General features: G+C 55.5%; 27 protein-coding genes. 16 read left to right on the top strand and 11 right to left on the bottom strand.

Translation table 11 applies throughout. The features are described from left to right. Positions 1–41: 41 nt before the first annotated feature. Positions 42–581, top strand: coding sequence for a hypoxanthine phosphoribosyltransferase (hpt, locus tag Q0932_RS05885; RefSeq protein ID WP_299350493.1), 540 nt, complete (start codon positions 42–44; stop codon positions 579–581). Between the two features lie 267 nt (positions 582–848). After that, positions 849–1745 carry a hypothetical protein gene (locus tag Q0932_RS05880; protein WP_299350491.1) on the top strand — a complete coding sequence of 299 codons (897 nt, stop codon included), beginning with the start codon at positions 849–851 and terminating at the stop codon, positions 1743–1745. A gap of 42 nt (positions 1746–1787) precedes the next feature. On the opposite strand, the gene lipA is transcribed toward Q0932_RS05880, so the two are convergent. Continuing rightward, the gene (lipA, locus tag Q0932_RS05875; protein ID WP_299350489.1) at positions 1788–2738 is read right to left on the bottom strand and encodes a lipoyl synthase; all 951 of its coding nucleotides are present in this window, start codon (positions 2736–2738) and stop codon (positions 1788–1790) included. A gap of 228 nt (positions 2739–2966) precedes the next feature. Between lipA and Q0932_RS05870 the strand changes: the two genes are divergently transcribed. Then, a complete protein-coding gene (locus Q0932_RS05870; protein ID WP_299350488.1) occupies positions 2967–4088 on the top strand; it encodes a linear amide C-N hydrolase in 1122 nt (373 codons plus the stop codon). 209 nt (positions 4089–4297) lie between these two features. Further along, positions 4298–4843 (top strand): peroxiredoxin, encoded by a 546-nt coding sequence (locus tag Q0932_RS05865; RefSeq protein WP_299350486.1) that lies wholly within the window; start codon positions 4298–4300, stop codon positions 4841–4843. A 159-nt stretch (positions 4844–5002) separates the two neighbouring features. Here Q0932_RS05865 and Q0932_RS05860 read toward each other — a convergent pair whose 3' ends face one another. Then, the gene (locus tag Q0932_RS05860) at positions 5003–6112 is read right to left on the bottom strand and encodes a DUF6456 domain-containing protein (protein ID WP_366141390.1); all 1110 of its coding nucleotides are present in this window, start codon (positions 6110–6112) and stop codon (positions 5003–5005) included. Between the two features lie 201 nt (positions 6113–6313). Between Q0932_RS05860 and Q0932_RS05855 the strand changes: the two genes are divergently transcribed. Beyond that, positions 6314–6613, top strand: a complete 300-nt coding sequence (locus tag Q0932_RS05855; RefSeq protein WP_299350485.1) for a DUF6477 family protein — start codon at positions 6314–6316, stop codon at positions 6611–6613. Positions 6614–6616: 3 nt separating this feature from the next. On the opposite strand, the gene Q0932_RS05850 is transcribed toward Q0932_RS05855, so the two are convergent. Both Q0932_RS05850 and Q0932_RS05845 read right to left on the bottom strand, forming a co-directional pair. Then, a complete protein-coding gene (locus Q0932_RS05850) occupies positions 6617–8161 on the bottom strand; it encodes a trimethylamine methyltransferase family protein (protein WP_299350483.1) in 1545 nt (514 codons plus the stop codon). Positions 8162–8388: 227 nt separating this feature from the next. Beyond that, positions 8389–8994 carry an MgtC/SapB family protein gene (locus Q0932_RS05845; RefSeq protein WP_299350481.1) on the bottom strand — a complete coding sequence of 202 codons (606 nt, stop codon included), beginning with the start codon at positions 8992–8994 and terminating at the stop codon, positions 8389–8391. Between the two features lie 201 nt (positions 8995–9195). Here Q0932_RS05845 and guaA point away from each other — a divergent pair, with 201 nt between their 5' ends. After that, positions 9196–10755, top strand: a complete 1560-nt coding sequence (gene guaA, locus Q0932_RS05840) for a glutamine-hydrolyzing GMP synthase (protein WP_299350480.1) — start codon at positions 9196–9198, stop codon at positions 10753–10755. A gap of 12 nt (positions 10756–10767) precedes the next feature. Here guaA and Q0932_RS05835 read toward each other — a convergent pair whose 3' ends face one another. Further along, positions 10768–11625: an FkbM family methyltransferase gene (locus tag Q0932_RS05835; RefSeq protein WP_299350479.1), complete on the bottom strand. Its 858-nt coding sequence runs from the start codon at positions 11623–11625 to the stop codon at positions 10768–10770. 107 nt (positions 11626–11732) lie between these two features. Here Q0932_RS05835 and Q0932_RS05830 point away from each other — a divergent pair, with 107 nt between their 5' ends. From Q0932_RS05830 to Q0932_RS05785, 10 genes are all read left to right on the top strand, one after another. Then, the gene (locus Q0932_RS05830; protein WP_299350477.1) at positions 11733–12089 is read left to right on the top strand and encodes a hypothetical protein; all 357 of its coding nucleotides are present in this window, start codon (positions 11733–11735) and stop codon (positions 12087–12089) included. Between the two features lie 2 nt (positions 12090–12091). Beyond that, positions 12092–12376 (top strand): putative quinol monooxygenase, encoded by a 285-nt coding sequence (locus Q0932_RS05825; protein WP_299350475.1) that lies wholly within the window; start codon positions 12092–12094, stop codon positions 12374–12376. Further along, positions 12373–13236: a DMT family transporter gene (locus Q0932_RS05820; RefSeq protein ID WP_299350473.1), complete on the top strand. Its 864-nt coding sequence runs from the start codon at positions 12373–12375 to the stop codon at positions 13234–13236. Before Q0932_RS05825 ends, Q0932_RS05820 begins: the two co-directional genes overlap by 4 nt. A 51-nt stretch (positions 13237–13287) precedes the next feature. Then, positions 13288–14211, top strand: a complete 924-nt coding sequence (locus Q0932_RS05815) for a DMT family transporter (RefSeq protein WP_299350471.1) — start codon at positions 13288–13290, stop codon at positions 14209–14211. 114 nt (positions 14212–14325) lie between these two features. Next, entirely contained in the window at positions 14326–15183 is an 858-nt protein-coding gene (locus Q0932_RS05810; RefSeq protein ID WP_299350469.1) for an ATPase, read from the top strand. Between the two features lie 53 nt (positions 15184–15236). Next, positions 15237–16160, top strand: coding sequence for a homoserine O-succinyltransferase (gene metA, locus Q0932_RS05805; protein ID WP_299350467.1), 924 nt, complete (start codon positions 15237–15239; stop codon positions 16158–16160). Positions 16161–16185: 25 nt separating this feature from the next. Then, entirely contained in the window at positions 16186–17103 is a 918-nt protein-coding gene (locus tag Q0932_RS05800; RefSeq protein ID WP_299350466.1) for an alpha/beta hydrolase, read from the top strand. Positions 17104–17144: 41 nt separating this feature from the next. Then, on the top strand, positions 17145–18014 hold the full coding sequence (ppk2, locus tag Q0932_RS05795; RefSeq protein WP_299350464.1) for a polyphosphate kinase 2: 870 nt from the start codon (positions 17145–17147) through the stop codon (positions 18012–18014). Next, complete coding sequence (locus tag Q0932_RS05790) at positions 18007–18627, top strand: TetR/AcrR family transcriptional regulator (RefSeq protein ID WP_299350462.1); 621 nt, start codon at positions 18007–18009, stop codon at positions 18625–18627. Before ppk2 ends, Q0932_RS05790 begins: the two co-directional genes overlap by 8 nt. Next, entirely contained in the window at positions 18624–19880 is a 1257-nt protein-coding gene (locus Q0932_RS05785; RefSeq protein WP_299350460.1) for an alpha/beta hydrolase, read from the top strand. Before Q0932_RS05790 ends, Q0932_RS05785 begins: the two co-directional genes overlap by 4 nt. Before the next feature lie 45 nt (positions 19881–19925). On the opposite strand, the gene Q0932_RS05780 is transcribed toward Q0932_RS05785, so the two are convergent. The 6 genes from Q0932_RS05780 to Q0932_RS05755 form a co-directional block, all read right to left on the bottom strand. Continuing rightward, positions 19926–20420: a CatB-related O-acetyltransferase gene (locus tag Q0932_RS05780; RefSeq protein WP_299350458.1), complete on the bottom strand. Its 495-nt coding sequence runs from the start codon at positions 20418–20420 to the stop codon at positions 19926–19928. Then, positions 20417–20542: a hypothetical protein gene (locus tag Q0932_RS05775; protein WP_299350457.1), complete on the bottom strand. Its 126-nt coding sequence runs from the start codon at positions 20540–20542 to the stop codon at positions 20417–20419. Before Q0932_RS05775 ends, Q0932_RS05780 begins: the two co-directional genes overlap by 4 nt. 232 nt (positions 20543–20774) lie before the next feature. Continuing rightward, positions 20775–21260, bottom strand: coding sequence for a 30S ribosomal protein S9 (gene rpsI / locus Q0932_RS05770; protein ID WP_299350456.1), 486 nt, complete (start codon positions 21258–21260; stop codon positions 20775–20777). A gap of 3 nt (positions 21261–21263) precedes the next feature. After that, positions 21264–21725, bottom strand: a complete 462-nt coding sequence (gene rplM / locus Q0932_RS05765; RefSeq protein WP_299350455.1) for a 50S ribosomal protein L13 — start codon at positions 21723–21725, stop codon at positions 21264–21266. Positions 21726–21890: 165 nt separating this feature from the next. Then, the gene (locus Q0932_RS05760; protein WP_299350453.1) at positions 21891–22856 is read right to left on the bottom strand and encodes an SLAC1 anion channel family protein; all 966 of its coding nucleotides are present in this window, start codon (positions 22854–22856) and stop codon (positions 21891–21893) included. 82 nt (positions 22857–22938) lie between these two features. After that, entirely contained in the window at positions 22939–23364 is a 426-nt protein-coding gene (locus Q0932_RS05755; RefSeq protein ID WP_299350451.1) for a PaaI family thioesterase, read from the bottom strand. Between the last annotated feature and the right edge of the window lie 34 nt (positions 23365–23398).

Raw genomic sequence — 23398 nt, 5'->3', positions numbered from 1 at the left:
CCGCATTTCGTATGCTGCGCTCGGAAAATCAAGGGGGTGTCATGCCAGAGCGTCCATATGTCATCGATCAAATGATCTCGGCCAAGTCCATTGCAGCGCGCATTGAAGAGCTTTGCGAAGAGATCGCAACCGAGTTCGAAGGCACGAACAAGCTGGTGGTCGTGGGGCTTTTGCGAGGTTCTTTCGTCTTCATCGCCGATCTCGTTCGCGAACTTGAACTGCCTGTTGAGGTCGATTTTCTCGAGGCGTCCTCCTACGGAAACTCGATGGAGAGCAGCAGGGAAGTCCGCATTCTCAAGGACATAAGAGGCGAAATTGAAGGGCGCGACGTGCTGGTTGTCGAAGATATCGTCGATACCGGTCACACGCTGACCCACGTGGTGCATATTCTTGAATCACGCAAACCTGCGCGACTTAAAACCATCGCGCTCTTGGACAAACCCTCACGACGCGAAGCCGACATCCGGGCCGATTGGATCGGATTTTCGATTCCCGATGAATTTGTTGTGGGCTATGGCATCGACTTTGCCCAACGCAATCGCAACCTGCCCTACATCGGCAAGGTGCGGTTCACCGAATGAACCTGCGCCATCTCATGCGCATGAAACGATTTGCGCAGAGTCCGCCCTCGGCAGCGCGGGTAAAGCTGTTTGCGGCAATCATCTTGTTATGCCTGATTCTTGGCTTGATCGAATACCTAGGTTTCTGGCCCGATTGGGCACGTGTCGAAAAAAGCCGCTTCTAAAGATGTTGCCGATTTATGACGGCGGCACGTTTTCCCAATTGAAGATTTGTCTTGGTCCACCCGATCACAGAAGAAAGGATCGGGACAAGCGGACAGGACTAGCATGAAACGTCTTGGTACAACCATTGCAGCAGGGCTTTTGGCTGCAACGTCGGCACAGGCGCAGTTTTTTTCGGACGGAGAGATTGCGTTTCATTTCCTTGAAAGTGACGGCACCGATTGGCACGCCCTGAGCGGTGATTTCACGCTGGGTTATCGCTTTGACGATATCTGGTCCTTTGAGATCGGGCTCGACGGCTCACGCACCCGATTTGATTCAGGGTTTTATGACAGCACCTACATGGCCTTTGCGACAATCACCGCCACCACTGATATCGGCCGGTTCCAGATTGGTCGCCCCCGGCTGGTGATCGAAGACTACTTTGAGGCCGCAGATTTTGTTTCGGATTACGCCACAAAGTATTACTTCCCGACGTTTTTTCATTCGATGGCTTTTGAAGACATTTATCTGGATGCCAACAATTTCCACGGGCTGCGCTATGACGGTCAATGGGGGAACACACGTGTCGGTGCATCGGTTACGCAAGAAACAGACGGCACCACCGACACCTATCTTCAATTTGCGCTGACCCATCAAATCGATGTCTACACGCTGGGCGTTGGTCTGGAACGAGAAACCACAGACGACGAGACCTCGGCCTATTTCTCGGCGGTCGGAGACTGGGGACGTTTTGGCGGCAGCTTGCTGTATCGCACTTATGACGACGGCAGCGGGTTCAGGGGTGAGTTTTACAACGCCGGAATGGATTTCGACATTACAGAACGGCTGAATATCGAGTTGATGTACAGCACTCTGGCCAGCTTTGGGGACACGTGGAAAAGCGCCACACTCACCTATGACATTACCGACAACGCCTATGTTGCCCTGTCGGGAGGCGACTTTAACCTTATCGATGACCCGCTTTACTCGCTGACTTTTGGCTGGCGCCTCGATTACTGACACCAGCCCTCCGCGTTAGAGCGGCACAGATGCGTTCGGGCTTTACCCTTCGGCGAACTGGGCCTCACGATTGGCGCGCAGTCGGGCGAAATCGTCACCGGCGTGATAAGACGAACGGGTAAGCGGTGTCGCAGACACCATCAGGAACCCCTTGCCATAGGCGGCTGTCTCATAGGCTTTGAACTCTTCCGGGGTCACAAATCGATCCACACCGTGGTGTTTCGGGGTTGGCTGCAGGTACTGGCCGATCGTCAGGAAATCGATATCTGCCGCACGCATGTCATCCATGACTTGCTGAACGCCCAGTTTGTCCTCACCCAGGCCAACCATAATGCCGGATTTGGTGAAAATTGAGGGATCCATCTCTTTCACCCGCTGCAACAGCCGCAGAGAATGGAAATACCGCGCACCGGGGCGCACCTTGGGATAGAGCCCGGGAACGGTTTCGAGATTGTGGTTGAACACATCCGGTCGCGCTGCGACGACAACTTCGAGAACTTCCGGGGCGCACTTTAGAAAGTCGGGTGTCAGAATCTCAATCGTCGTCGCCGGGCTACGGTGCCGAATGGCACGGATGGTCTGTGCAAAATGCTCTGCCCCACCATCCGTCAGATCGTCCCGATCGACCGAAGTGATCACCACGTGGTTCAGACCCAGTTTCTTAACGGCTTCAGCCACCCGGCCCGGTTCAAACGTGTCCAGAGCGTTGGGCTTACCTGTCGCGATGTTGCAGAAAGTACAGCCGCGGGTACAAATCTCGCCCATAATCATCATGGTGGCGTGGCCCTGTGACCAGCATTCGCCAGCGTTTGGACAGGCTGCCTCTTCACAGACCGTCGCCAGATTGTTCTCACGCATGATTTTACGAGTGGCGTTATAGCCCTCGCCCGTCGGCGCTTTGACACGAATCCACTTGGGTTTGCGCGGCTGCGCATTGTCAGGGCGATGCGCCTTTTCGGGGTGGCGCTGTTCAGGAATTTTCAGGTCACGCAAAGCTCTTGCCCTCGGGTCAATTCAGGTTTCACGCTGCATACCATAGTTTGCGCCCCAAGAAACCACCAGAGACGCATGGCTGATATGCGGGACGAGACAACCTATGACTAAAGCGGTCAGCCGCTTTCCGCCGTGGCCCCCGTCTAAGCCATGACTTGCTCGTGCGCTTTATTGACTTTGCCATAGGATGCTCGATCATTTGAGAAAGACATTGATCGGGAGAGAACGATGACCATTTCTGGAATTATCAAAGCGGCTGCGCGGACCAGCATTGCGCTCGTCGCGTCTGTTTCAGTGGCCTGGGCCTGCACCGGCATTATGCTGAGCGGAAAGGATGGCAGCATCATTCGCGCACGCACTGCCGAATGGGGGCCATTCGACCTTGAAACCAAGATCAATATTATTCCCAGAGACTTCACCTACTCTGCCGGAGAAATGCCGGACGGTCAGGAGGGCGCGGCCTGGACCGGGCGCTTTGGTATGGTTGGCATCAGCATGCTCGATCACGGTGCGCCCGCCGATGGCATCAACGAAGCCGGGTTGACGGCGGGGTTGTTTTACCTCCCGGGGTTCACTGAGTATCAAGAATACCTGCCAGAGCTCGCAGACAATACGATTCCCGGCGACCTGTTGGCTTCTTATGTGCTTTCGCAATTTGAAACAGTAGAGGAAGCACAAGCTGGTCTGGAAAATGTGCGTGTCGTCGGCGTTGTGGATGAAACGCTCGGGTTTCCATTTCCTTTTCACATGTTGGTGGCCGACCGGTTCGGAGGACGTATTGTCATTGAGTACATCGACGGTGAACTCACCGTCTTTGACGCGCCGCTTGGCGTTATCACCAATTCGCCGAACTACGACTGGCACATGACCAATCTCAATAACTTTGTGAACTTGTCGGCCTTGGGCGTGCCATCCGTAGAAGCAAGCGGTGTGACTTTTGCCCCTTTGGGTGCCGGAAGTGGCATGATCGGACTGCCGGGTGACTTTACTCCGCCATCGCGCTTTGTCCGTGCTGTTGCCTTTTCACAAACCGCACGAAAGACCACAGACGGCTATGACACCGTGCGCGAGGCGTTTCGTATTCTCGACAATTTCAACATTCCCGCCGATGCCGCCGAGGGTGCACAGGATGATGTTCAGTCCGACGACTTGCTGTACAGCGCCACACAGATCACCACCGCAAGTGACAGCCTAAACCTCGTTTTCTACTACCACACGATGTATGACCGGACGGTTCACATGGTGGATATGAAGAAAATCGATTTTGCGAACATGGGCAACGAGATGATTGTCTTTGAGACGAGCGGTGATCGGGAGCCGACCATTGTGGATATGACACCGGGCAATTAACGCGCGGCCCTTACACTAACGACCGCACGTAAATGCTTTGAAGAGCTGGATAATCTGCAGCGCTTCAACAGCAGATTTCCGCGCAAAGCATGCTGTTGTGCTAAGAATGCGCACCAAATTTTTCAAGAGGCGCGATGCCACATTGAACCCGGTTTAGAATCATTTTAAGTGACGCTTCGAACACTCAATACGGTATCAGGAGTATCCCCATGCAAGCAGGCGTCAAAGTTCCCGCAGTCACCTTTAAAACCCGCGTTCGCGACGAAGCTGTGGGCGGTCCAAACCCGTTCCGCTGGCAGGACATGACCTCGGACGACTACTTTGCAGGCAAGCGCGTGATCCTGTTCTCGCTGCCCGGCGCCTTCACCCCAACCTGCTCGACCTACCAATTGCCCGGCTTTGAAAAAATGGCTGCGGAGTTCGGTGAACTGGGCATCGACGACATTTACTGCATGTCCGTCAACGACAGCTTTGTCATGAACAAATGGGCCGAGAGCCAAAATCTGGACAACGTAAAGGTCATCCCCGATGGCTCGGGTGAGTTTACGCGCAAGATCGGCATGCTGGTCGCCAAGGACAACCTGGGCTTTGGCGCGCGCTCGTGGCGCTATGCTGCCATCGTGAACGACGGCACCATCGAAGCATGGTTCGAAGAGCCCGGCCTTGCAGACAACCACGGCGAAGACCCCTATGGCGTCTCTTCTCCGGAAACGTTGATGGAGTATCTCAAGTCGGCAAAAGCCAACGTTGCCTGATATTCGTATAAGATGAACGAAACGCGGCCTGTGCGATCTCACACGGGCCGTTTTTTTTGGTCTTATGTCAGACAAAGGAACGGCGCGCTCAGTTTTTGAACGCGCCGTCCTTTCGCTCGCTGTTGGCTCAAAACTTCAAGCGAAACACCCCGGAGGGTATTATCCGATCATACGCCCTGCACCCCCAGCTTGTGAACGATAATATTCACTCAACCGAATTAGCGCGATTCTGAGCACAATTTTGCCGGAACGGGCTGACCAGCCCAGGCGCTTTTCCGCGCTTTCCAGACCTTCCAGGAAACAACAGCAGCGCAACGCCACATCCGCCAACCCATCACCCAACTCGCGGACAGCTTGGGCCACACGCTCCCGCGCCATCGCCGGAGCCCCGGTGACCCCTTGGTCCGCCACATATCCAAACCGGTTTTCACCGCTGAGAAAGCGCTTCCAGTTGGACGCATCTCGCGGTCCCATCTGAGCCAGCTCAAAATCTTCTCGCAGCCGCTCGCCGGCCGCAACAAGGGTTTCGTGCAAAAACGGACTGCCGTCGCGATCCCGGCGCCGAGCCAAGGCGGTTAACGGAGAATCCGCCACGGAAAACCGCATGCCTTGTGCGATCGGTGCGGCCCCCTCAAACCCGACTTGTGCCTCGGCGAAACCCTGAGCCTGGTTTTCTGCTTCGGCCAGCATAGTGTTCAAGGCCGACCGCCCTGCTGCGGTGATGTGATAGCGTGAAATCCGCCCCGGTGATCTGCATGATATCCAGTCTTTCAGCACCATCGCCTGAGCCACCGCCCGGTCTACGACGCCAGTCCGCGCCGTCGCCCCCTCAGCTTCCCTAACGATTACGGCCTTTTCCATGTCCTTGGCGACCGCCAGAACGGCCCCGGTTTCGCACAGCCGGCGCAGAACCCGCAGCCCTTCGCGCTTTAGGGTTTCGGCATCTGGTAAGCGATCAATGTTCAGTGTCTCAGTTTCGGTCATGGCTGCGCGCTCCTGCAAGTTCTCGGGTCCCTCAGGACGAACAAATGTCGACGCATTCGCCAACGCTTCGTCCATTAAAGGGTCATCGCGCAATGTTTCGAACTTCCGGATTTGCCGTAGAACAGTCGAGGGATGACAGTCTTGAGACCGCGCAATTTCGCGGATCGAAAGCCCGTGTTCTGTGTGCAAAAGATACCGTGTTGCCGCGTCGGGCAACCAATTCTCTGCACTCGAGATCTGTCCAATTAAGCCCATTTCCATCCCATACAGGTCAGTTAGGTTCACCTGTTTTCCCACAGGTTTTCCCTAAAATTATCCACAAACTAGGCGCGATTTGTTACCCAGCTGTTAATATCTTGGTCATTTCAGATGATTGTTTCCAAATGATAAACAGTGGCAAAACCTGCCGTTCGCCGAAATCCCGCGCAACGCAACACCCGCATAGGTTGTGTTTCTTTGATGGCAATCCAAAGAAAGGACTCTGCCATGAAAGACCTGTTGAGCATGCTGAACGACCTCCGTCGCCCGCGCCTTTTGATACGGGCAGCACGACTGGGTGTTGACGAGTATCAGCGCGAACTGCACCTGAGGCCACACTTGGGGTACGGTGCTCTACCCCGCAATGCAGCGGCGCTCATGCAGTTAATGGAACAGGAAAGTGTCGTGAATGATGCCCGCCAACAAGGGGATGCAGGCTATTCCATTGCCCATCACGTCGATCTGTTGATTGCTTTGATGGGCGAAGCCCGGCTCTACCGGGCCTCGCATCAGACCGTGCAGTCCTAGCGCTTACATGAACGCGTCTGGCATCGCTTCTTTTTTCTGGGCGACATAGGCGTTCAAGGCCTCTTCGATGCCAGCGTCCAGGGCCGGTTTCTGGTAGTCGCCCAACAGTTTTTCAACTCGGTTCGAGGCTAGCGTACGGGTGTCACGCGCGCCCTCTTCTTCCCAGGTCTCAAACGGCTTGTAATCCAGAAGATCCGATTTCCAGAAGGCCGATTTGAAGTGTGCCTGTGTATGAGCGCAACCGAGATAGTGCCCCCCTGGGCCGACTTCACGAATGGCGTCCATGGCCTGCGCTTCTTCGCCGGCCGAAACGCCACCAGCCAACCCATGCAATGTGCCCAGCTGGTCAGCGTCCATGACGAACTTTTCAAAGTCCGCAACCAGACCGCCTTCGAGCCAACCGCAGGCATGCAGCATAAAGTTTACACCTGCGAGCAGCCCCATGTTGAGAGAGTTCGCAGTTTCATAAGCCGCTTGAGCGTCAGGCAGTTTCGACCCGCAGAACGACCCGGCAGAGCGGTATGGCAGGTTAAGGCGACGGGCCAGTTGCCCTGCCCCGTAGGTCACGAGCGAAGCTTCGGGAGTGCCAAAGGTCGGTGCACCCGAGTTCATGTCGATCGACGACACAAAGGCACCAAAGATAGCCGGCGCGCCGGGACGCACCAATTGGTTATAGGCCACACCGGCCAGAACTTCGGCCAGAACCTGTGTCAGTGTCCCAGCAACCGACACCGGCGCCATCGCGCCACCCACGATAAAGGGCGAGATGATGCAGGCTTGATTGTTCGCTGCATATACCTCGAGCGAGCCCATCATCACGTCGTCAAAGGTCATTGGCGAGTTGATATTGGTCAGCGAAGTCATGACAGTGTTTTGCTGGACGAACTCTTCCCCAAAGAGAATGCCGCACATGTCTACCGAATCCTGCGCCCGGCTGGGTTCCGTCACCGATCCCATGAACGGCTTATCCGACAGCGTCATGTGCGCCATCAGCATGTCCAAATGCCGTTTGTTCACTGGAATATCTGTAGGCTCACAAACTGTACCACCGGAGTGGTGAAGCCACTTTGACATATAGGCCAGTTTCACGAACTTGTTGAAATCATCCATTGTGGCGTAACGGCGACCACCAGATACGTCGCGTACGAAGGGCGGACCATAGACAGGTGCCAACACCAAGTTCTTGCCACCAACGACCACGGACTTCTCTGGATTGCGGGCATGCTGGGTGAACTCAGATGGCGCCGTCGAACAGAGTTTCCGCGCCAGACCGCGTGGAATGCGAACCCGCTCGCCATCAACATCTGCCCCAGCTTCGCGCCAGCGCTCCAATGCGGCCGGATTATCGACGAAATTCACGCCAATTTCTTCCAGCACCGTGTCGGCATTGTATTCGATGATCTCGAGTGCTTCTTCGTTCAACACCTCGAAGTTCGGGATGTTGCGCTTAATGAATTTTGCGGTCTCAAACGATACGGCACCTCGCTCTGCACGACGTGCGGCTCCTCCGCCTCCACGGCCTCGACGACGGTTTCTCGCTTCTGACATGATCTATCCTCACCCCAAGGTGTTGCATTTCCTGTCTATCTCTAGACCGATGAAACGCGACCTCGCCGAAGAATTGCGGCCATTGAGGTTTAAAAGCGACATTGTTGGCGCACATGGACCACAGCGTGATCAGGACTCGGGCGCTGCGTCCCAGTTAACGGTGCCAATACGGCCGTCGATCAACAAAGGCGACACGATTTGGTCGATCGTGCCCTCGATCAAGTCATTTACCGCGACCATGATCTCCAACTCGGCATCTTCACCTTTTTTGTCATGTCGAAGCCAACGACCCGCACACCGCGTTGCGACAATGACTGAATGGCGGTGGCACGCACTTTTGGAGCGTTCTTGTCTGAGCAACGCAGGCTGACTCGATACTCCTGTTCCAGCGAAACTCCAGCCCGTGTTCTTTTCTTTAGCCACTTGACCAATGGGCGCAGCCCCAAATTAACAAAGATAACAGCGCTTGTGGCCAACACAGCAACAGCAAACGCGCCGGATCCGGCAATCAGACTAACGGCAGCCGAGCACCAGAGCGTGGCAGCCGTGTTCAAGCCATGCACGGCAAAGCCATGGCGAAAGATGATACCGGCCCCAAGAAACCCGATGCCAGAAACGACTTGCGCCCCAACCCGGGTCGGGCTGAGTTCTTCAGGAAACAACGAAGAGAAGACCACGAAGCAAGCAGCCCCCAACGCCACAAGAGCGTTTGTTCGCAAGCCTGCCATGCGCTGACGCACCTGCCTTTCTGAGCCGATCAATGCACCACACGTTAGGGCCAAAGCCAAGTTGGCCGCGACAGCTGCCAATTGAAGGGCAGTTAAGTCCTGCATTTAGCCGCCCTCCCCTTAGGACTATTTGGCTGCGCCTGGCAATGTATATACAATAGATATACATTTGCAATTTTTTTCCAGAGCCCAAAAGTTGGCGGCACCCCTCCTCAGGCAACGAAAATACCGGCGCAAACCCGTTCTGTGGCGATCTGCGCACCCTTATCTCTTGCGAATTTTCCGAGGGTCATCTATGGCGCTGTCATGAGTGATACATCCCACGCCCGCCTTCTCATCATCGACTTTGGCAGCCAAGTGACGCAGCTCATCGCGCGTCGTCTTCGCGAGTTGAATGTCTACTGCGAAATCCACCCTTATCAGAACGTCACGATGGACATGGTCCGCGCGATGGAGCCCAAGGCGATCATCTTTTCCGGTGGCCCAGACAGCGTGACACGCGAAGGCTCACCCCGCGCCCCGCAAGAGATTTTTGACTATGGTGTCCCGATCCTTGGCATCTGTTATGGCCAGCAGGTGATGATGCAGCAATTGGGTGGTAAAGTCGAAAGCGGCCACGGCACCGCCGAGTTCGGACGCGCCTATGTCACTCCACAGAACACCGTTGATATTCTGGACGGTTGGTTTGCCGATGGCGACGAACAGGTCTGGATGTCTCACGGCGACCATGTGTCTGAAATTGCGCCGGGATTCGATGTCTATGGCACTTCGCCGAATGCGCCTTATGCGATCACCGCGGATACCAAACGTCATTTCTATGCTGTTCAGTTTCACCCCGAGGTGCATCACACCCCGAACGGTGCAAAGCTTTATGAAAACTTCGTGCGCCTTGCGGGGTTCTCTGGCGATTGGACAATGGGTGCCTATCGCGACGAGATGATCGCCAAGATCCGCGAACAGGTCGGCGACAAAAAGGTCATCTGCGGCCTCTCTGGCGGCGTTGATTCCTCGGTCGCGGCGATTTTGATCCATGAAGCGATTGGCGATCAGCTCACGTGCGTCTTTGTAGATCATGGGCTTTTGCGCAAGAACGAAGCCGAAGAAGTCATCTCGATGTTCCGCGACAACTACAACATCCAGTTGATTGCCGCTGATGAAGCCGATTTGTTCCTTGGCGAACTCGATGGGCAATCGGACCCAGAGACCAAGCGCAAGATCATCGGCAAGCTGTTTATCGATGTTTTCCAGAAGCATGCCGACACGATCGACGGCGCCGAATTCCTGGCCCAAGGCACGCTTTATCCGGATGTGATCGAGTCGGTCTCATTCTCTGGCGGTCCGTCTGTCACAATCAAATCTCACCACAATGTTGGCGGCCTGCCGGAAAAGATGGGCCTGAAACTGGTCGAACCCCTGCGCGAGTTGTTCAAGGACGAAGTCCGCGCCTTGGGTCGTGAACTGGGTCTGCCGCAATCCTTCATCGGGCGCCACCCGTTCCCCGGACCCGGTCTTGCCATTCGTTGCCCCGGCGAGATCACCATCGAGAAACTGGACATCCTGCGCGAAGCGGACGCGGTTTATATCGATCAAATCCGCAAACATGGATTGTATGATGAGATCTGGCAGGCTTTTGTCGCAATCCTTCCTGTACGCACAGTGGGCGTGATGGGCGACGGACGCACCTATGATTTCGCATGTGCACTGCGCGCGGTAACCTCAGTCGATGGGATGACAGCGGATTACTATCCTTTCAGCCATGAATTCCTTGGTGAAACGGCAACCCGCATCATCAATGAAGTCAAAGGTATCAACCGAGTGACTTATGACGTCACCTCAAAACCTCCGGGCACCATTGAGTGGGAATAAGCGCCCGCAGCGTTATACATCCCAAAACTTTGGCACGGCGTACTCTGGCAACCAAGTCACATTGGGCTGATCCAATGGATGTGGCAACGTCACGGGCTGTGGTTGATCCGGCAAGCGATCGCGGCGGTAAAATGTGACTTCGAACACCCGCGGGAAACGCATCCCTTGCTGGTCCAGCAGGGCTGCATGATTATTTGGATGCAAATGCACGGGTGCAAAGTGGCGTACAAGTTTTTCAAGTCCCGGCAATACTTTGGCCCGCCATTCGAGGCAAAACACATGTTGGAACTGGTGAAACTCAACAACAATTGTCCTGAAACGGCGCAGCACGTCGTCACTCACGCTATTCAAGACCTCAAATTCCGCCCCTTCGATATCCATTTGCAAGATCAAGTCGCCCGCGGATGGTGCTGAGCACGACACCCAATCGTCCAGAGACGTGACGCCATCGCCGCTCAATGCGCCGAGGTTGAGCTGTTCAAAGGTCAATAACGGGTGGTCTTGCGGTAACCCCTGAACGGACCCGTCGATCAAGAAACACGCTATTCCGCGGGCAGCCATGTCGAGATCAAAGTCGATCGTGGTCGCCACCCCGGGCGAAAAGCAGGCCGAGACGTCTTTAAAGTCGTCCGGCAATAGGTAACCACCGTCGTTGTTACCACCCAAGCGAACCATCTCCCGCCCGGCGCTTGTTGGTTCAAATAGCCGAAAGATCTGTTTTGCGGTGGCCAGATTCTGATCCGAGACCGGACCGATTTCTTTTCGAAACCTCTTGTTCTGTCTCCGGTGGCGCCGTGCGGCGCGGCGGCGTGCCTGAAATGCGCGCCAAAGGCTACCGCTGGCACTGGGCAAAAAGTAATCGAGAGACATGAAAACTATCCAGAAGGGTTGCGCCTGCGGTCGTCTCGGTAGAGTGTTCCGAGACAGTTAACCCGTCAACCAGATAATTCGCAAAGCCGCTGGGTCCAAGGACACGTATGAGACCTCTTTCATTGATCGCCTGCCTGATCTGTTTGGCAACGCCCGCTCTGTCCGACCTTCCTCTTGCCTGTGATGGTGAGGCACCCGAGTGGCACCTGACATTGGCCGGACCCGTGGCACAATTCGACTTTGTACGCAAAAACGACTTTGAGGTTCCGCAATCCAATACGGCCGAGGGCCGCGATTGGCCCAAGGCCTATACGCTGATCAGCGAGTTTGACACGGCTATCGTGTTGATTGACGAAGCAAGCTGCGAAGTAGGCGGGCAAACTTGGCCAATTACAGCCCATATCCTTACGCAACGAGGACAGCAGCCGATCCTGCTGACCGGTTGCTGCACGGTGGCGGAATGACCATGCCGAGAATTCAACTAAGGGGGACGCTGACCGTTCCTGCAGACCGCATAGAGGCCGTAGCCAAGGCACTGCCATTGCATATCCAACTGACACGGGCCGAGCCTGGCTGCCTGCATTTCGACGTTACAGAAGATCCAAGCAATCCTGGACTTTTTTCCGTCGACGAATTGTTCGTCGATCAATCCGCCTTTGACGCCCACCAATTGCGCGCGGGCCAATCCGACTGGGCAAGTGTTACGCAGGGCCTGCCACGAGACTATACGATCACTGAGATTTCCACATGAGCGACACGTTCAAAGCCGCGCTCTGGATGAGCGGTGCGATTGTGTCCTTCTCAGCGATGGCGATCGCCGGGCGCGCTGTCGCGTTTGAGTTGGATACCTTTGAGATCATGATGTACCGCAGCTTTGTCGGGGTTGTGATTGTGGTGATCGTGTCGGCGATGGCGCGAACCCAACATCAGATCACACGTCGATCGTTGGGTTTGCATTTCTTCCGGAACGCCGCCCATTTCACAGGTCAAAACCTATGGTTCTATGCCATCACGGTTATCCCACTGGCGCAGGTCTTTGCCCTTGAGTTCACGTCACCCTTGTGGGTTTTGGTCCTGTCTCCACTAGTGTTGGGAGAGCGTCTGACCCGTAGCCGCGCCATAGCCGCAATCATTGGCTTCATTGGGATCTTGATTGTCACACGTCCCGGTGCAACGCCGCTCAATGCCGGGTTGGTCACCGCGGCCCTTTCTGCCGTTGGATTCGCGTTTTCAATCATGTTGACCAAACGCCTGACACGGACTGAAACCATCACCTGTATCCTTTTCTACCTGACAACGATGCAGGCCGTGTTCGGTATCGTGTTCGCCGGATGGGATTTGGACATAGCAGCGCCATCGGCACAAAGCGTTCCCTGGCTGGTGTTGATCGGCTGCGCAGGCTTGCTGGCACACTTTTGTCTGACGACAGCTCTGACACTTGCACCCGCCTCGGTCGTCGTACCGATCGATTTTATCCGCCTGCCCGCTATCGCGGTGATCGGAATGCTGCTCTACAATGAATCGCTGGATATCTACGTCTTCATCGGCGCATTGCTGATCTTTGGAGGCAACTACTACAACATCCTGACCGAGACCCGTAAAAAAGCCTAAAGCGCAAGAAACGGGTCGCGTGGCTTGGGCGTCATCTCCTATTCTCGTCCCATGACAAACGCTCAAAAATCTCTCTCGTCGCGGGCCTGGATCGAGTTGCTGATGCTCGGGATTGTCTGGGGTGGCGTGTTTCTGGCAGCCCGTCTGGCGTTAAACGAAGTCGGCGTGTTGACAGCAGTTGCACATCGCACCTTTTGGGCTGCGATCGTCTTGTGGATTGCGGTGTTGGCGATGCGATTGCCCGTGCCACGCGATCCAAAGGTCTGGGCGGCCTTTGCCGTCATGGGGCTCTTGAACAATGTTGTCCCCTTTACCCTGCTGAACTGGAGCCAGCTTTACATTGAAAGCGGACTTGCCTCGATTTTCAACGCGACGACAGCGGTGTTTGGCGTGGTTGTGGCGGCGATCTTCTTTGCGGATGAGAGTCTGACGGCGCGCAAAGCCTTTGGGGTCAGCGTTGGTTTTTTGGGTGTTGCTGTCGCAATCGGACTGGAAAGCTTTCGGAGTTTTGACGTCACCAGCGTGGCGCAACTGGCCGCTCTTGGCGCAACACTGTCTTACGCCTTTGCCGGAGCTTGGGCCCGAAAACGGCTGTCGGGGCTTGCGCCTCAGGTTAACGCAGCCGGCATGGTGACATGTGCGGCTTTGTTCATCCTGCCTGCCGCTTGGATGATGGATGGCCCATTTCAGCTGACCCTGGCACCGGTGACTTGGGGGGCGTTGATATACCTCTCTGTCGTCGCCACGGCAGGCGCCTATTTGCTCTATTACCGTGTGCTGGATATGGCAGGCAGCGGCAACCTGATGCTGGTCACATTGCTGATCCCGCCACTGGCCATCGTCCTTGGCACACTCGTACTGGACGAGGCATTACCTCCCAATGCCTTCCTGGGCTTCGGTCTCCTTGCGCTAGGTTTATTAATCCTCGATGGGCGCATCTTCCGGCTTCGTATTGCCAGAAATACTCCGGGGTGAATTGGCCCAAAAGGGCCAAGAGGGGCAGCGCCCCTGCCCCCTGCCCCCAGCAAACCGTTTGACCCAAAGCCCTGACCCCGTTACCAAAACGCCGTAACACCAAAGGTCCGGGTCATGATCTATTCCTCTGCACAAGACTGGCGAAATGCGCCGCGCAAAAAGGTTCTGCTGTTTGGCATGTCAGGCCTGGGCAAGACCCATGTCTCAAACCTGCTGCGTGATCACGGCGACTGGTTCCATTACTCGATCGACTACCGGATTGGCACGCGCTACATGGGCGAATACATCGCCGACAATGCCAAGCGCGAAGCCATGAAGAACCCGTTCCTGCGGGACTTGTTGCGGTCGGACTCGATCTTTATCGGCTCGAATATCACTTTCAACAATCTTGCGCCCCTGTCGACCTATCTGGGCAAACCCGGCAATCCGGCCAAAGGCGGCGTGCCCTTTGCCGAGTATATGCGCCGTCAGGAACAGCACCGCGAAGCCGAAATCGCGTCGCTTTTGGATACCGAACGCTTTATCGGGCGTGCAGACGAGCTGTATGAGTACCCGCATTTTGTCTGTGACACGGGTGGTTCAATCTGCGAAGTGGTGGACCCGAACAATCCTGACGATCCTGTCCTGACATCCTTGTCGCGCAATACGTTGATGGTCTGGATCAAAGGCTCGGATACCCATTCCGCGGAACTCGCACGCCGCTTCGACAAAGCCCCTAAGCCGATGTATTACCAAGCAGACTTCCTCAAAAGTCGCTGGTCAGAGTACCTTGCGCAGAACGATCTGACCGAAGATCAGGTCGATCCTGATGCCTTTGTGCGCTGGGCCTATGCCTCGGCCCTCGCCCACCGACAGCCGCTGTATGAAGGCATGGCCAAATGGGGTGTGACTGTCACTGCAGAAGAGGTGGCAGATGTCACTTCAACCCAAGGGTTCGATGACCTGATCGCCATGGCCCTTGAGCGTCGCTGAGACTGCCCCTAAAGTCCCCCACCCAACTAAACTAAAACTGGAAAGATCTGGCTATGCCCATCAAACTTCCCTCCGACCTGCCTGCCTTTGACGTGCTCTCGCGCGAAGGCGTGATGGTGATGTCGGAAAGTCAGGCGATGCGGCAGGACATCCGCCCATTGCGCATCGGGTTGTTGAACCTAATGCCCAAGAAGATCCAGACCGAGAACCAGTTCGCCCGATTGATCGGCGCGACGGCCTTGCAGATTGAGCTATCGTTGATCCGCATGAGCGAGCACAAGACACGCAACACGGCTGCCGAGCATATGGCCGAGTTCTATCGCCCTTTCTCTGAGGTTAAGGCCTCGGGTGAGAAGTTTGACGGTATCATCATCACCGGTGCGCCGATTGAGCATATGCCGTTCAACGATGTGACGTATTGGCAAGAGTTGTGCGAAGTCTTTGAATGGACCCAGACCCATGTGCATTCCACCTTTGGTGTGTGCTGGGGCGGTATGGCGATGATCAACTATTTCCATGGGGTCAAGAAGCACATTCTCGACCACAAGGCTTTTGGCTGTTTCCGCCACCGCAATATGGCACCGGCTTCGCAATACCTGCGCGGATTTTCGGATGATTGTGTGATTCCAGTCAGCCGCTGGACCGAGATGAAACAAGATGAGATCGCCGCCGCAGACGGGCTGAAAACCTTACTTTACAGTGACGATGTTGGCCCCTGTCTGGTCGAAGATCAAAGCCACCGAGCGCTCTATATCTTCAATCACTTTGAGTATGACAGTGACACGCTCAAGCAAGAGTATGATCGCGATGTCGCCGAAGGCACGCCGATCAATGTGCCGATGAACTATTACCCCAACGATGATCCGGCCCAACCGCCGATGAACCGCTGGCGCAGTCACGCACATCTTTTGTACGGCAACTGGATCACAGGCATCTACGAAAGCACGCCTTACGATATGACCAAGATTGGCTCTTAACCTCCTGATATCTCTCGGACTATGCTTGGCGGCTTTCTGGGGCATTGTGCTTTGGAAGGCCCTCCGGCACGAGCGCCATGCCGAAGCCGACTATCCACCAGAGGGCCAATTCCTTGAGGTGGATGGCCATCGCGTCCATGTCCTGGTGCGCGGCCAAGGCCCCGATCTGGTTCTGCTACACGGTGCCAGCGGATCAACCCGCGACATGACGTTCGAGTTGGCCGCGCATCTGGAAGATCGCTATCGCGTGTTGATCTTTGATCGTCCGGGTTTGGGCTATTCCGACCGCATTAATAGAAGCGGGGCAACTTTGGTCGAACAGGCCGAGCTACTCAGTCGAGCCGCTGCACTTTTGGGTGCTGACAAACCGATTGTTGCCGGACAAAGCTATGGCGGCGCCGTGGCCCTCGCTTGGGCCGTTCACTTTCCTGAGCGCCTGTCGGCTCTGGTCCCAATTGCCGCCGTCTCGAGCATCTGGGCCTCTCCGATGGATCTGTATTATCGCCTTGTCTCGCACCGTTGGTTGGGTCCCCTGTTGATCCCGACCCTGACGGCCTTTGTCAGCGACGCCTATGTCGACAAGGTCATGGCCACCGTGTTTGAACCACAAGACGCGCCCAAGGGGTATGGCGCGCATTTCGGTCCCGGCCTGACTTTGCGGCGGAAAACCTTGCGGGCCAACGCGTTGCAACGCGCGAACCTGCTCGAAGAAATCCGAGCGCTCTATCCCCGATACGGCCAGATCCAAGTGCCCACAGAGATTGTGCATGGCGATGAGGACATAACCGTCCCTGCTTGGAACCACTCAGAGCGCCTTGCGACGCGCATTCCGGGCGCGACGCTGACGTTGTTGCCGGGCGTTGGTCACATGCCGCAGCATGTCGCCGCTCCAGACTGCGCAGCGGCCATTGATCGCGCTGCCAAACGCGCCGGATTGCACTAGGCGCCCGAGGCGTCCATATTAAGAAAAAACGGAGAGGTTTCATGGAGCTGCCCTTTGATGGTGCGATCAGCACCTATTACGAGAATGAGGCGCCAGACAGCATTCGTCAGGCGATCCGCTTTGCCGAAAAGGGCGATATTCTCGATGCCAGCTTCCCCCATTCTGAACGACTAAACCGCAAAGCCTATGACGCCGAGATGGCTGCTCTGCAGGTTGAACTGGTTAAGCTGCAACGATGGGCCAAGGACAGTGGTGCACGGATTGCCATTGTATTCGAAGGGCGTGACGCCGCCGGAAAAGGCGGCACAATCAAACGCTTCCGAGAAAATCTTAATCCACGCGGCGCGCGAGTCGTGGCGCTGTCAAAGCCCACGGAAACCGAACAAACCCAGTGGTACTTTCAGCGCTATATTGACCATCTGCCGGCGGGCGGCGAAATGGTTTGTTTTGACCGATCCTGGTACAATCGCGGCGTCGTCGAGAAGGTCTTTGACTTTTGCACCGACGCTCAGCGGGCGCATTTCTTTACGCAGGTGCCCGACTTTGAGAAAATGCTGGTGGATGAAGGCATCCACGTTTTCAAGTTCTGGCTGAACGTCGGACGCGCTGAACAATTGCGGCGATTCCTCAAGCGTGAGTCCGATCCGCTGAAACAGTGGAAACTCAGCTGGATCGACGTCGAAGGGCTGAAGCGTTGGGATGCCTATACCTCCGCCATTGGCGAAACCCTGAAACACAGCCATACCGAGCACGCGCCCTGGACCGTGATCCGCTCAGACGACAAGCGCCGCGCCCGTCTGGAAGCGGTCCGGCACGTATTGCACAACATTGACTATGACCGCAAAGACCTGAAATCACTGAGAAAAGCGGACGCGACGGTTTGCGGCGGACCGGACATCTGGAATGCGTAAGCGCGGTTATCACCACGGCAATTTACGACAGGCCTTGGTCGAAGCCGCGTTGATGCTGATCGAGGCCAAAGGCCCCACGGGCTTTACCCTGTCCGAGGCGGCCAAGCAGGCCGGTGTTACCCCTGCGGCGGTCTATCGTCACTTTGAAGGCCGCGAGGACTTGATTGCCGAAGCTGCGCGCCAAGGATACGAGATTTTTGCGGACCTGATGCAGTATGCCTATGACAAGGGACAACCGTCAGCGCTGGCGTCCTTCGAGGCAACAGGCCGGGCCTATCTGGCCTTTGCTCGCAAGTACCCAGGCCACTACATCGCGATGTTCGAAAGCGGGATTTCGGTCAATCGCACGCCCGAACTGGCCGAAGTTGCGGCCCGCGCCCGTGGCGTGATGGAACGCGCCGCAAGTGACCTCAGCCAGCATATCCCTCCTGAGAAACGCCCCCCCGCCAGCATGTTCTCGGCCCATATCTGGGCGATGAGTCACGGCGTTGTCGAGCTTTACGCACGAAACTCCCCCGGCACGCAAAGCCCCTTTCCTCCCGAAGATCTGCTGGAGTCGGGGATCGGCGTCTATTTGCGTGGCTTGGGGCTGATCGATCCGGACACAAAATGATCAAGCAGGTTTTCCCGGTTCTGATTGTCCTGCTGGCAACAGCCTGCGGCGAGAAACAGTACAACGAAATCAACCTGATGCCGTCACCGGTTGCCTATACGACCGGAACACTTGATCCGTTCAAGAACCGGAGCGTTAACGAATTTCATGCTCAAAACACCCTATTCTACGCCACCGATCGCGCGCCAATTGGTCCTGAGGATAAGGCTGAATTCTACGCCAATCGACGTGGTGTGACCCTGCGCGTAGGCACGGCCAACGTGAGCATGGATCCCCCGGTCGAAAGCTGGGAAGAGTTGCAGGATCTAACATCCTCGCCAGAGCGCGATCAAAAACGGACGCTGACGGTTGATGGTGTGACCGAAATTGGTCCGCTTGCGCTTACGGCACCCAATCCAATTGTAGCGCAACCTTCAGACGCTGAATTTGCTCAGGCCAGCGCCGAGTTTCGCCGCCAGATCAACCAGCAATTGGCGCACTCAGGTGGTCGCGATGCCTATATCTATATTCATGGCTACAATGTAGATTTCGCCTATCCGACGCTGGCTTCAAAGGAGCTCCAACACTACCTCGGATATCGGGGCGCTTTCATTAGCTACAACTGGCCCGCCACGCCGAACAGGCTGGCCTATTTCCGCGATCTTGAAACCGCAGACTCCACGCGGCGCAACCTGCGGGGGTTGATCGAGTTTCTCTCTAAGGAAACCAATGTCAGGCGGGTGCACCTGATTGGCTATAGCGCTGGATCGCGGCTGACATTTGAAACGGCTTATCAAATCGCGCTTTTGTCCAGGTCCGGAAAGAGCCGTGCCAAACTGGGACAAGTCATTCTGGTTGGGAGTGACTTGGATCGTCACTATTTCACCGAAGCCATCGCGGATGGATTGCTCGACAGCTTGGATCAGATGTCGATCTACATGTCAGCCAGCGACAGCGCTCTGGCCATGTCCCGGGTCGTCTTTGGTAAAAACCGACTGGGACAGTTCACCGAAGTGACCGAAGAAACCCGACCTATTGCGAACCGATTGGCCAGCATCGACAAGCTCGCACTGATTGACGTCACAGACGCAGAGGGTGCTGCGTTGGGCAATGGTCATTGGTATTTTCGCTCGTCCCCCTGGGCCAGCAGCGATATTTTTCTGACGCTTCTGAATGGGCAAAAGCCACAAGACCGCGGATTGGTGCGCCTTGAAGGAGACGCCACCTGGCATTTTCCCGAGGATTACCCAGAGCGGCTGCAACACCTCAAATAACCTTCACTCAGATACCCTTGGGCAGAAGAGAATTTGCCCCTGTTCTCAGGTCTCTACCTCTTCGTCGTTCCTTGATGAACTGGCCGCTATTTCCTCAAGTTCAGCCAAGATTTCCATCGTCGGGCAATCTAACAAGAGAGGGGCCGCCTTTTGTATCTTGGATTCTTCCCAAGTCCACCACTGCAAAGCCTGCAGGCGTTTTTCAATGTCTTCATCAAACCGACGTTTGACCAGTTTCGCCGGGTTTCCTCCCCAGACTTCATAGGCCCCGACATCTTTGACAACGGTCGAATTCGCCGCGATCACAGCCCCGTCACCCACCTGAACACCTGAAACAAACGTGGAATTCCGCCCAATCCAAACATCGTTGCCGATGACAACATCACCATTGGACTTGGGATGACCTACGATGTCGTTCGAACCGAGCTGGTTTTTGAAAATATGCCGAAATGGAAATGTAGTGGCCCAGTCAACTCTATGATTGCCCCCCAACAACACAACCACACCATCGGCAATCGAACAGAAGGCCCCTATCTTCAAGTCAGCGCCTTCGCCCACTGGCGAACAGACATTTTTTGATAGCCATAGGTATACCGCCCGATTTCAATTTTCGAGGCACCCTTCATGTAGGTTTTGACGGTGCTCGGATCGCCCTTCTTCATAGTGTTTTGCCTATACTTTTGGATCAATCGCATTCACAGGACTCTTTCTTTGTATGTGTGTCCCACACTCATCAAAAAATGACCACAAATACACACTCGACCTCAACACGTAACTCTTGGGCTCAAGCCATCAGGTTTATGACTACAGACCTTTCCAATCTGTAGCAAACGGGCATGAAAAAAGGGCCGCGAAACCGCAGCCCTTTTCGTATTCTTGTAAGCTCGTTCGGCGTTAGCGCTTCGAGAACTGGAACGAACGACGCGCTTTGCGCTTACCGTATTTCTTACGTTCCACAACGCGGCTGTCGCGTGTCAGGAAGCCAGCGGCTTTCAGCGGGGCGCGCAAGGAGGGTTCGTAAAGCTGCAGAGCTTTCGAGATACCATGCTTAACCGCACCGGCCTGACCGGTCAGACCGCCGCCTTTAACGGTGGCGTAAACATCGAATTCACCTTCGACACCAGCAACCTGCATCGGCTGACGCAGGATCAGCTGCAGAACGGGACGTGCAAAATACTTGTCCTGATCCTTGCCGTTTACGATCACTTTGCCGGAACCTGGTTTGATCCAAACACGGGCAACAGCGTCTTTACGTTTGCCGGTGGCATAGGCACGACCCAGCTCGTCACGGACGGGCTCGCGGGGTGCTGCGACTTCGACAACAGCTTCTTCACCTGCAACGGCGTTCAGCTCTTCAAGCGAGTTGATTTGATCAGCCATTGATTAGCTCCGAGTATTCTTAGAGTTCATGGATTTCACATCCAGCACTTCGGGGCTTTGCGCCTCGTGAGGATGCTCGGCGCCTGCATAAACGCGCAGGTTGGTCATAACCTTGCGCGACAGACGGTTGCCCGGCAGCATGCGCTGAACGGCTTTGGTCACCACGCGTTCGGGGTGATCGCCTTCCAGCAGTTCACCCGCGGTGCGCGACTTGATGCCGCCCGGGTGGCCAGTGTGCCAGTAATAGTTTTTGTCCGTGCGTTTTTTGCCGGTCAGTTGGACTTTGTCCGCATTGATCACGATGACGTTGTCACCCATGTCCATGTGCGGTGTGAAAGACGCCTTGTGCTTGCCGCGCAGGCGCATGGCAACGATCGATGCGAGACGGCCCAGCACCACGCCTTCGGCGTCGATGATGATCCATTTCTTTTCGATGTCTGCCGGAGTCGCAGAAAAGGTTTTCATGGTTGGTCTACCTGAGATTTGGTTGACGGATGCACCAGTGACGATGCACCGGAATTCGATGGGCGGGTTATAAAGGCATGGCGCGCACGGTCAAGCGCATAAGCCCTCAAATAAAAGCGCTAAATCAACAACTTATAAAATAGGTATTATTTTACCCCACAAAAATCAATCAGGAACACAGATCTGGTCACGTAGCGCGGCCTGTATTGTCCGAAAGAACAGCGCGACCATGATAACGCACAGCAAAACCAGCAGGCCTGTTCCAATCACACTGTGGGCCACGGACCCGGTGGCCTCGGCAAACCCGAACGATGCTGCGGTTAAAGCGGCGACCGGAAAGCTTAACGCCCACCAGGAGAGTGCAAAGGGCAATTTGACCAGTTTTGGCGACTGAACCAGGACCAAAATGGTAAAGATGTAACCTGAATTCAAAAGGATGCGCGCAAAGGCGTCCACCTGCCCTGACAGCGCAACGTAGCCCAAATAACCGACAGATGGGGGCGCAATAAGAATGACCAACGTCGGCAGGAGTTTTGCGGGCATCGGATTGTGAAAGATCAACCGGTTGAACACCAGTGTCAGAAGAACCAACCAGAACAGAATGCCTGCGGAAAAGAACAGCCAACTCAGCTCAACATATCCGAGCCGAGCGCCAGCGATGGGTGCAATCACGTTGCCAACCGCCGGAATGAACCAGGCCGGTGTCAAATGCCCAACTTCAAAAGCACGGTGGCTGATCCAGCCCGAAATCACCGCGATGGTCAAAATACCCTGAAGCCCTGCCCCAACCAGCCACACGCCGCGCGCAGCCTCATAGCCAGAAAGCAAAAGGGCGATGGCCATCAAGAGCAGCGAGATAGAGATCGCGGGAAAAAACGCCAGTTTGACCGGATGGTTCCACTCAAGCTTGACCGCGTCTGAATACCGTAGACATTTTGCGATGTAGGTCGCAGCAAGACCGGCAAACAGAATGATGGCGCCCCACATGACCACCGCGCCAACGCCGTACAAGAAAGGCCAGATGGTCGCGCCGCTCATCAAGGCGACGCTAAACCCCAAGCTGCCCATCACCATTGCAAACAGTGGCACAGGAAAATGCATCAACCGCGAAGGCCTGACGGTGCTGGACACGGGCTGTCTCCTTACATTGCTTGGGGCACTTGGTTACGCAAGACACATATCAATAACAGAATATAATGACTATCCCCTGCCCTCAGGTTTTTCGGGGTGGAATAGAATAGGTCATGGATGCGCGCGCGACCGGTGCAGCTTGGCCTTCTGAATACAGCAGAATGTCCGTAACCGACAGTGTCCTACCCATCTTAAGCAAGGTGGCATGGGCGACCATGTCTCGGCCTGCTTCGGGTTTGCGCATAAAATCCAAAGAACAGCTGGTGGTAACCGCAAGCGCTTCGCGCCCAATCTGTCCCATCGTTGCGACATAAGCCGCCACATCCGCCAGACCAAACATGGATGGACCAGATACTGTGCCGCCAGGGCGCAAGTGCGCATCCGTCACCGGCATGCGCATCACACAACCACTTTCAGTCAATTCTTCGACAACAAATGTACCTTTGACCTGAGGAAATATCTCATCAAGAAAGTAATTCATTTCCTGTGGCGTGAACTTGACACTCATGCTTTCCTCCCCTGAAGCGCTTCGCTAGGGTTGC

The organism is uncultured Shimia sp., from assembly GCF_947498095.1.
Classification (GTDB): domain Bacteria; phylum Pseudomonadota; class Alphaproteobacteria; order Rhodobacterales; family Rhodobacteraceae; genus Shimia.
This window is presented reverse-complemented; position numbering and strand designations above follow the sequence as displayed.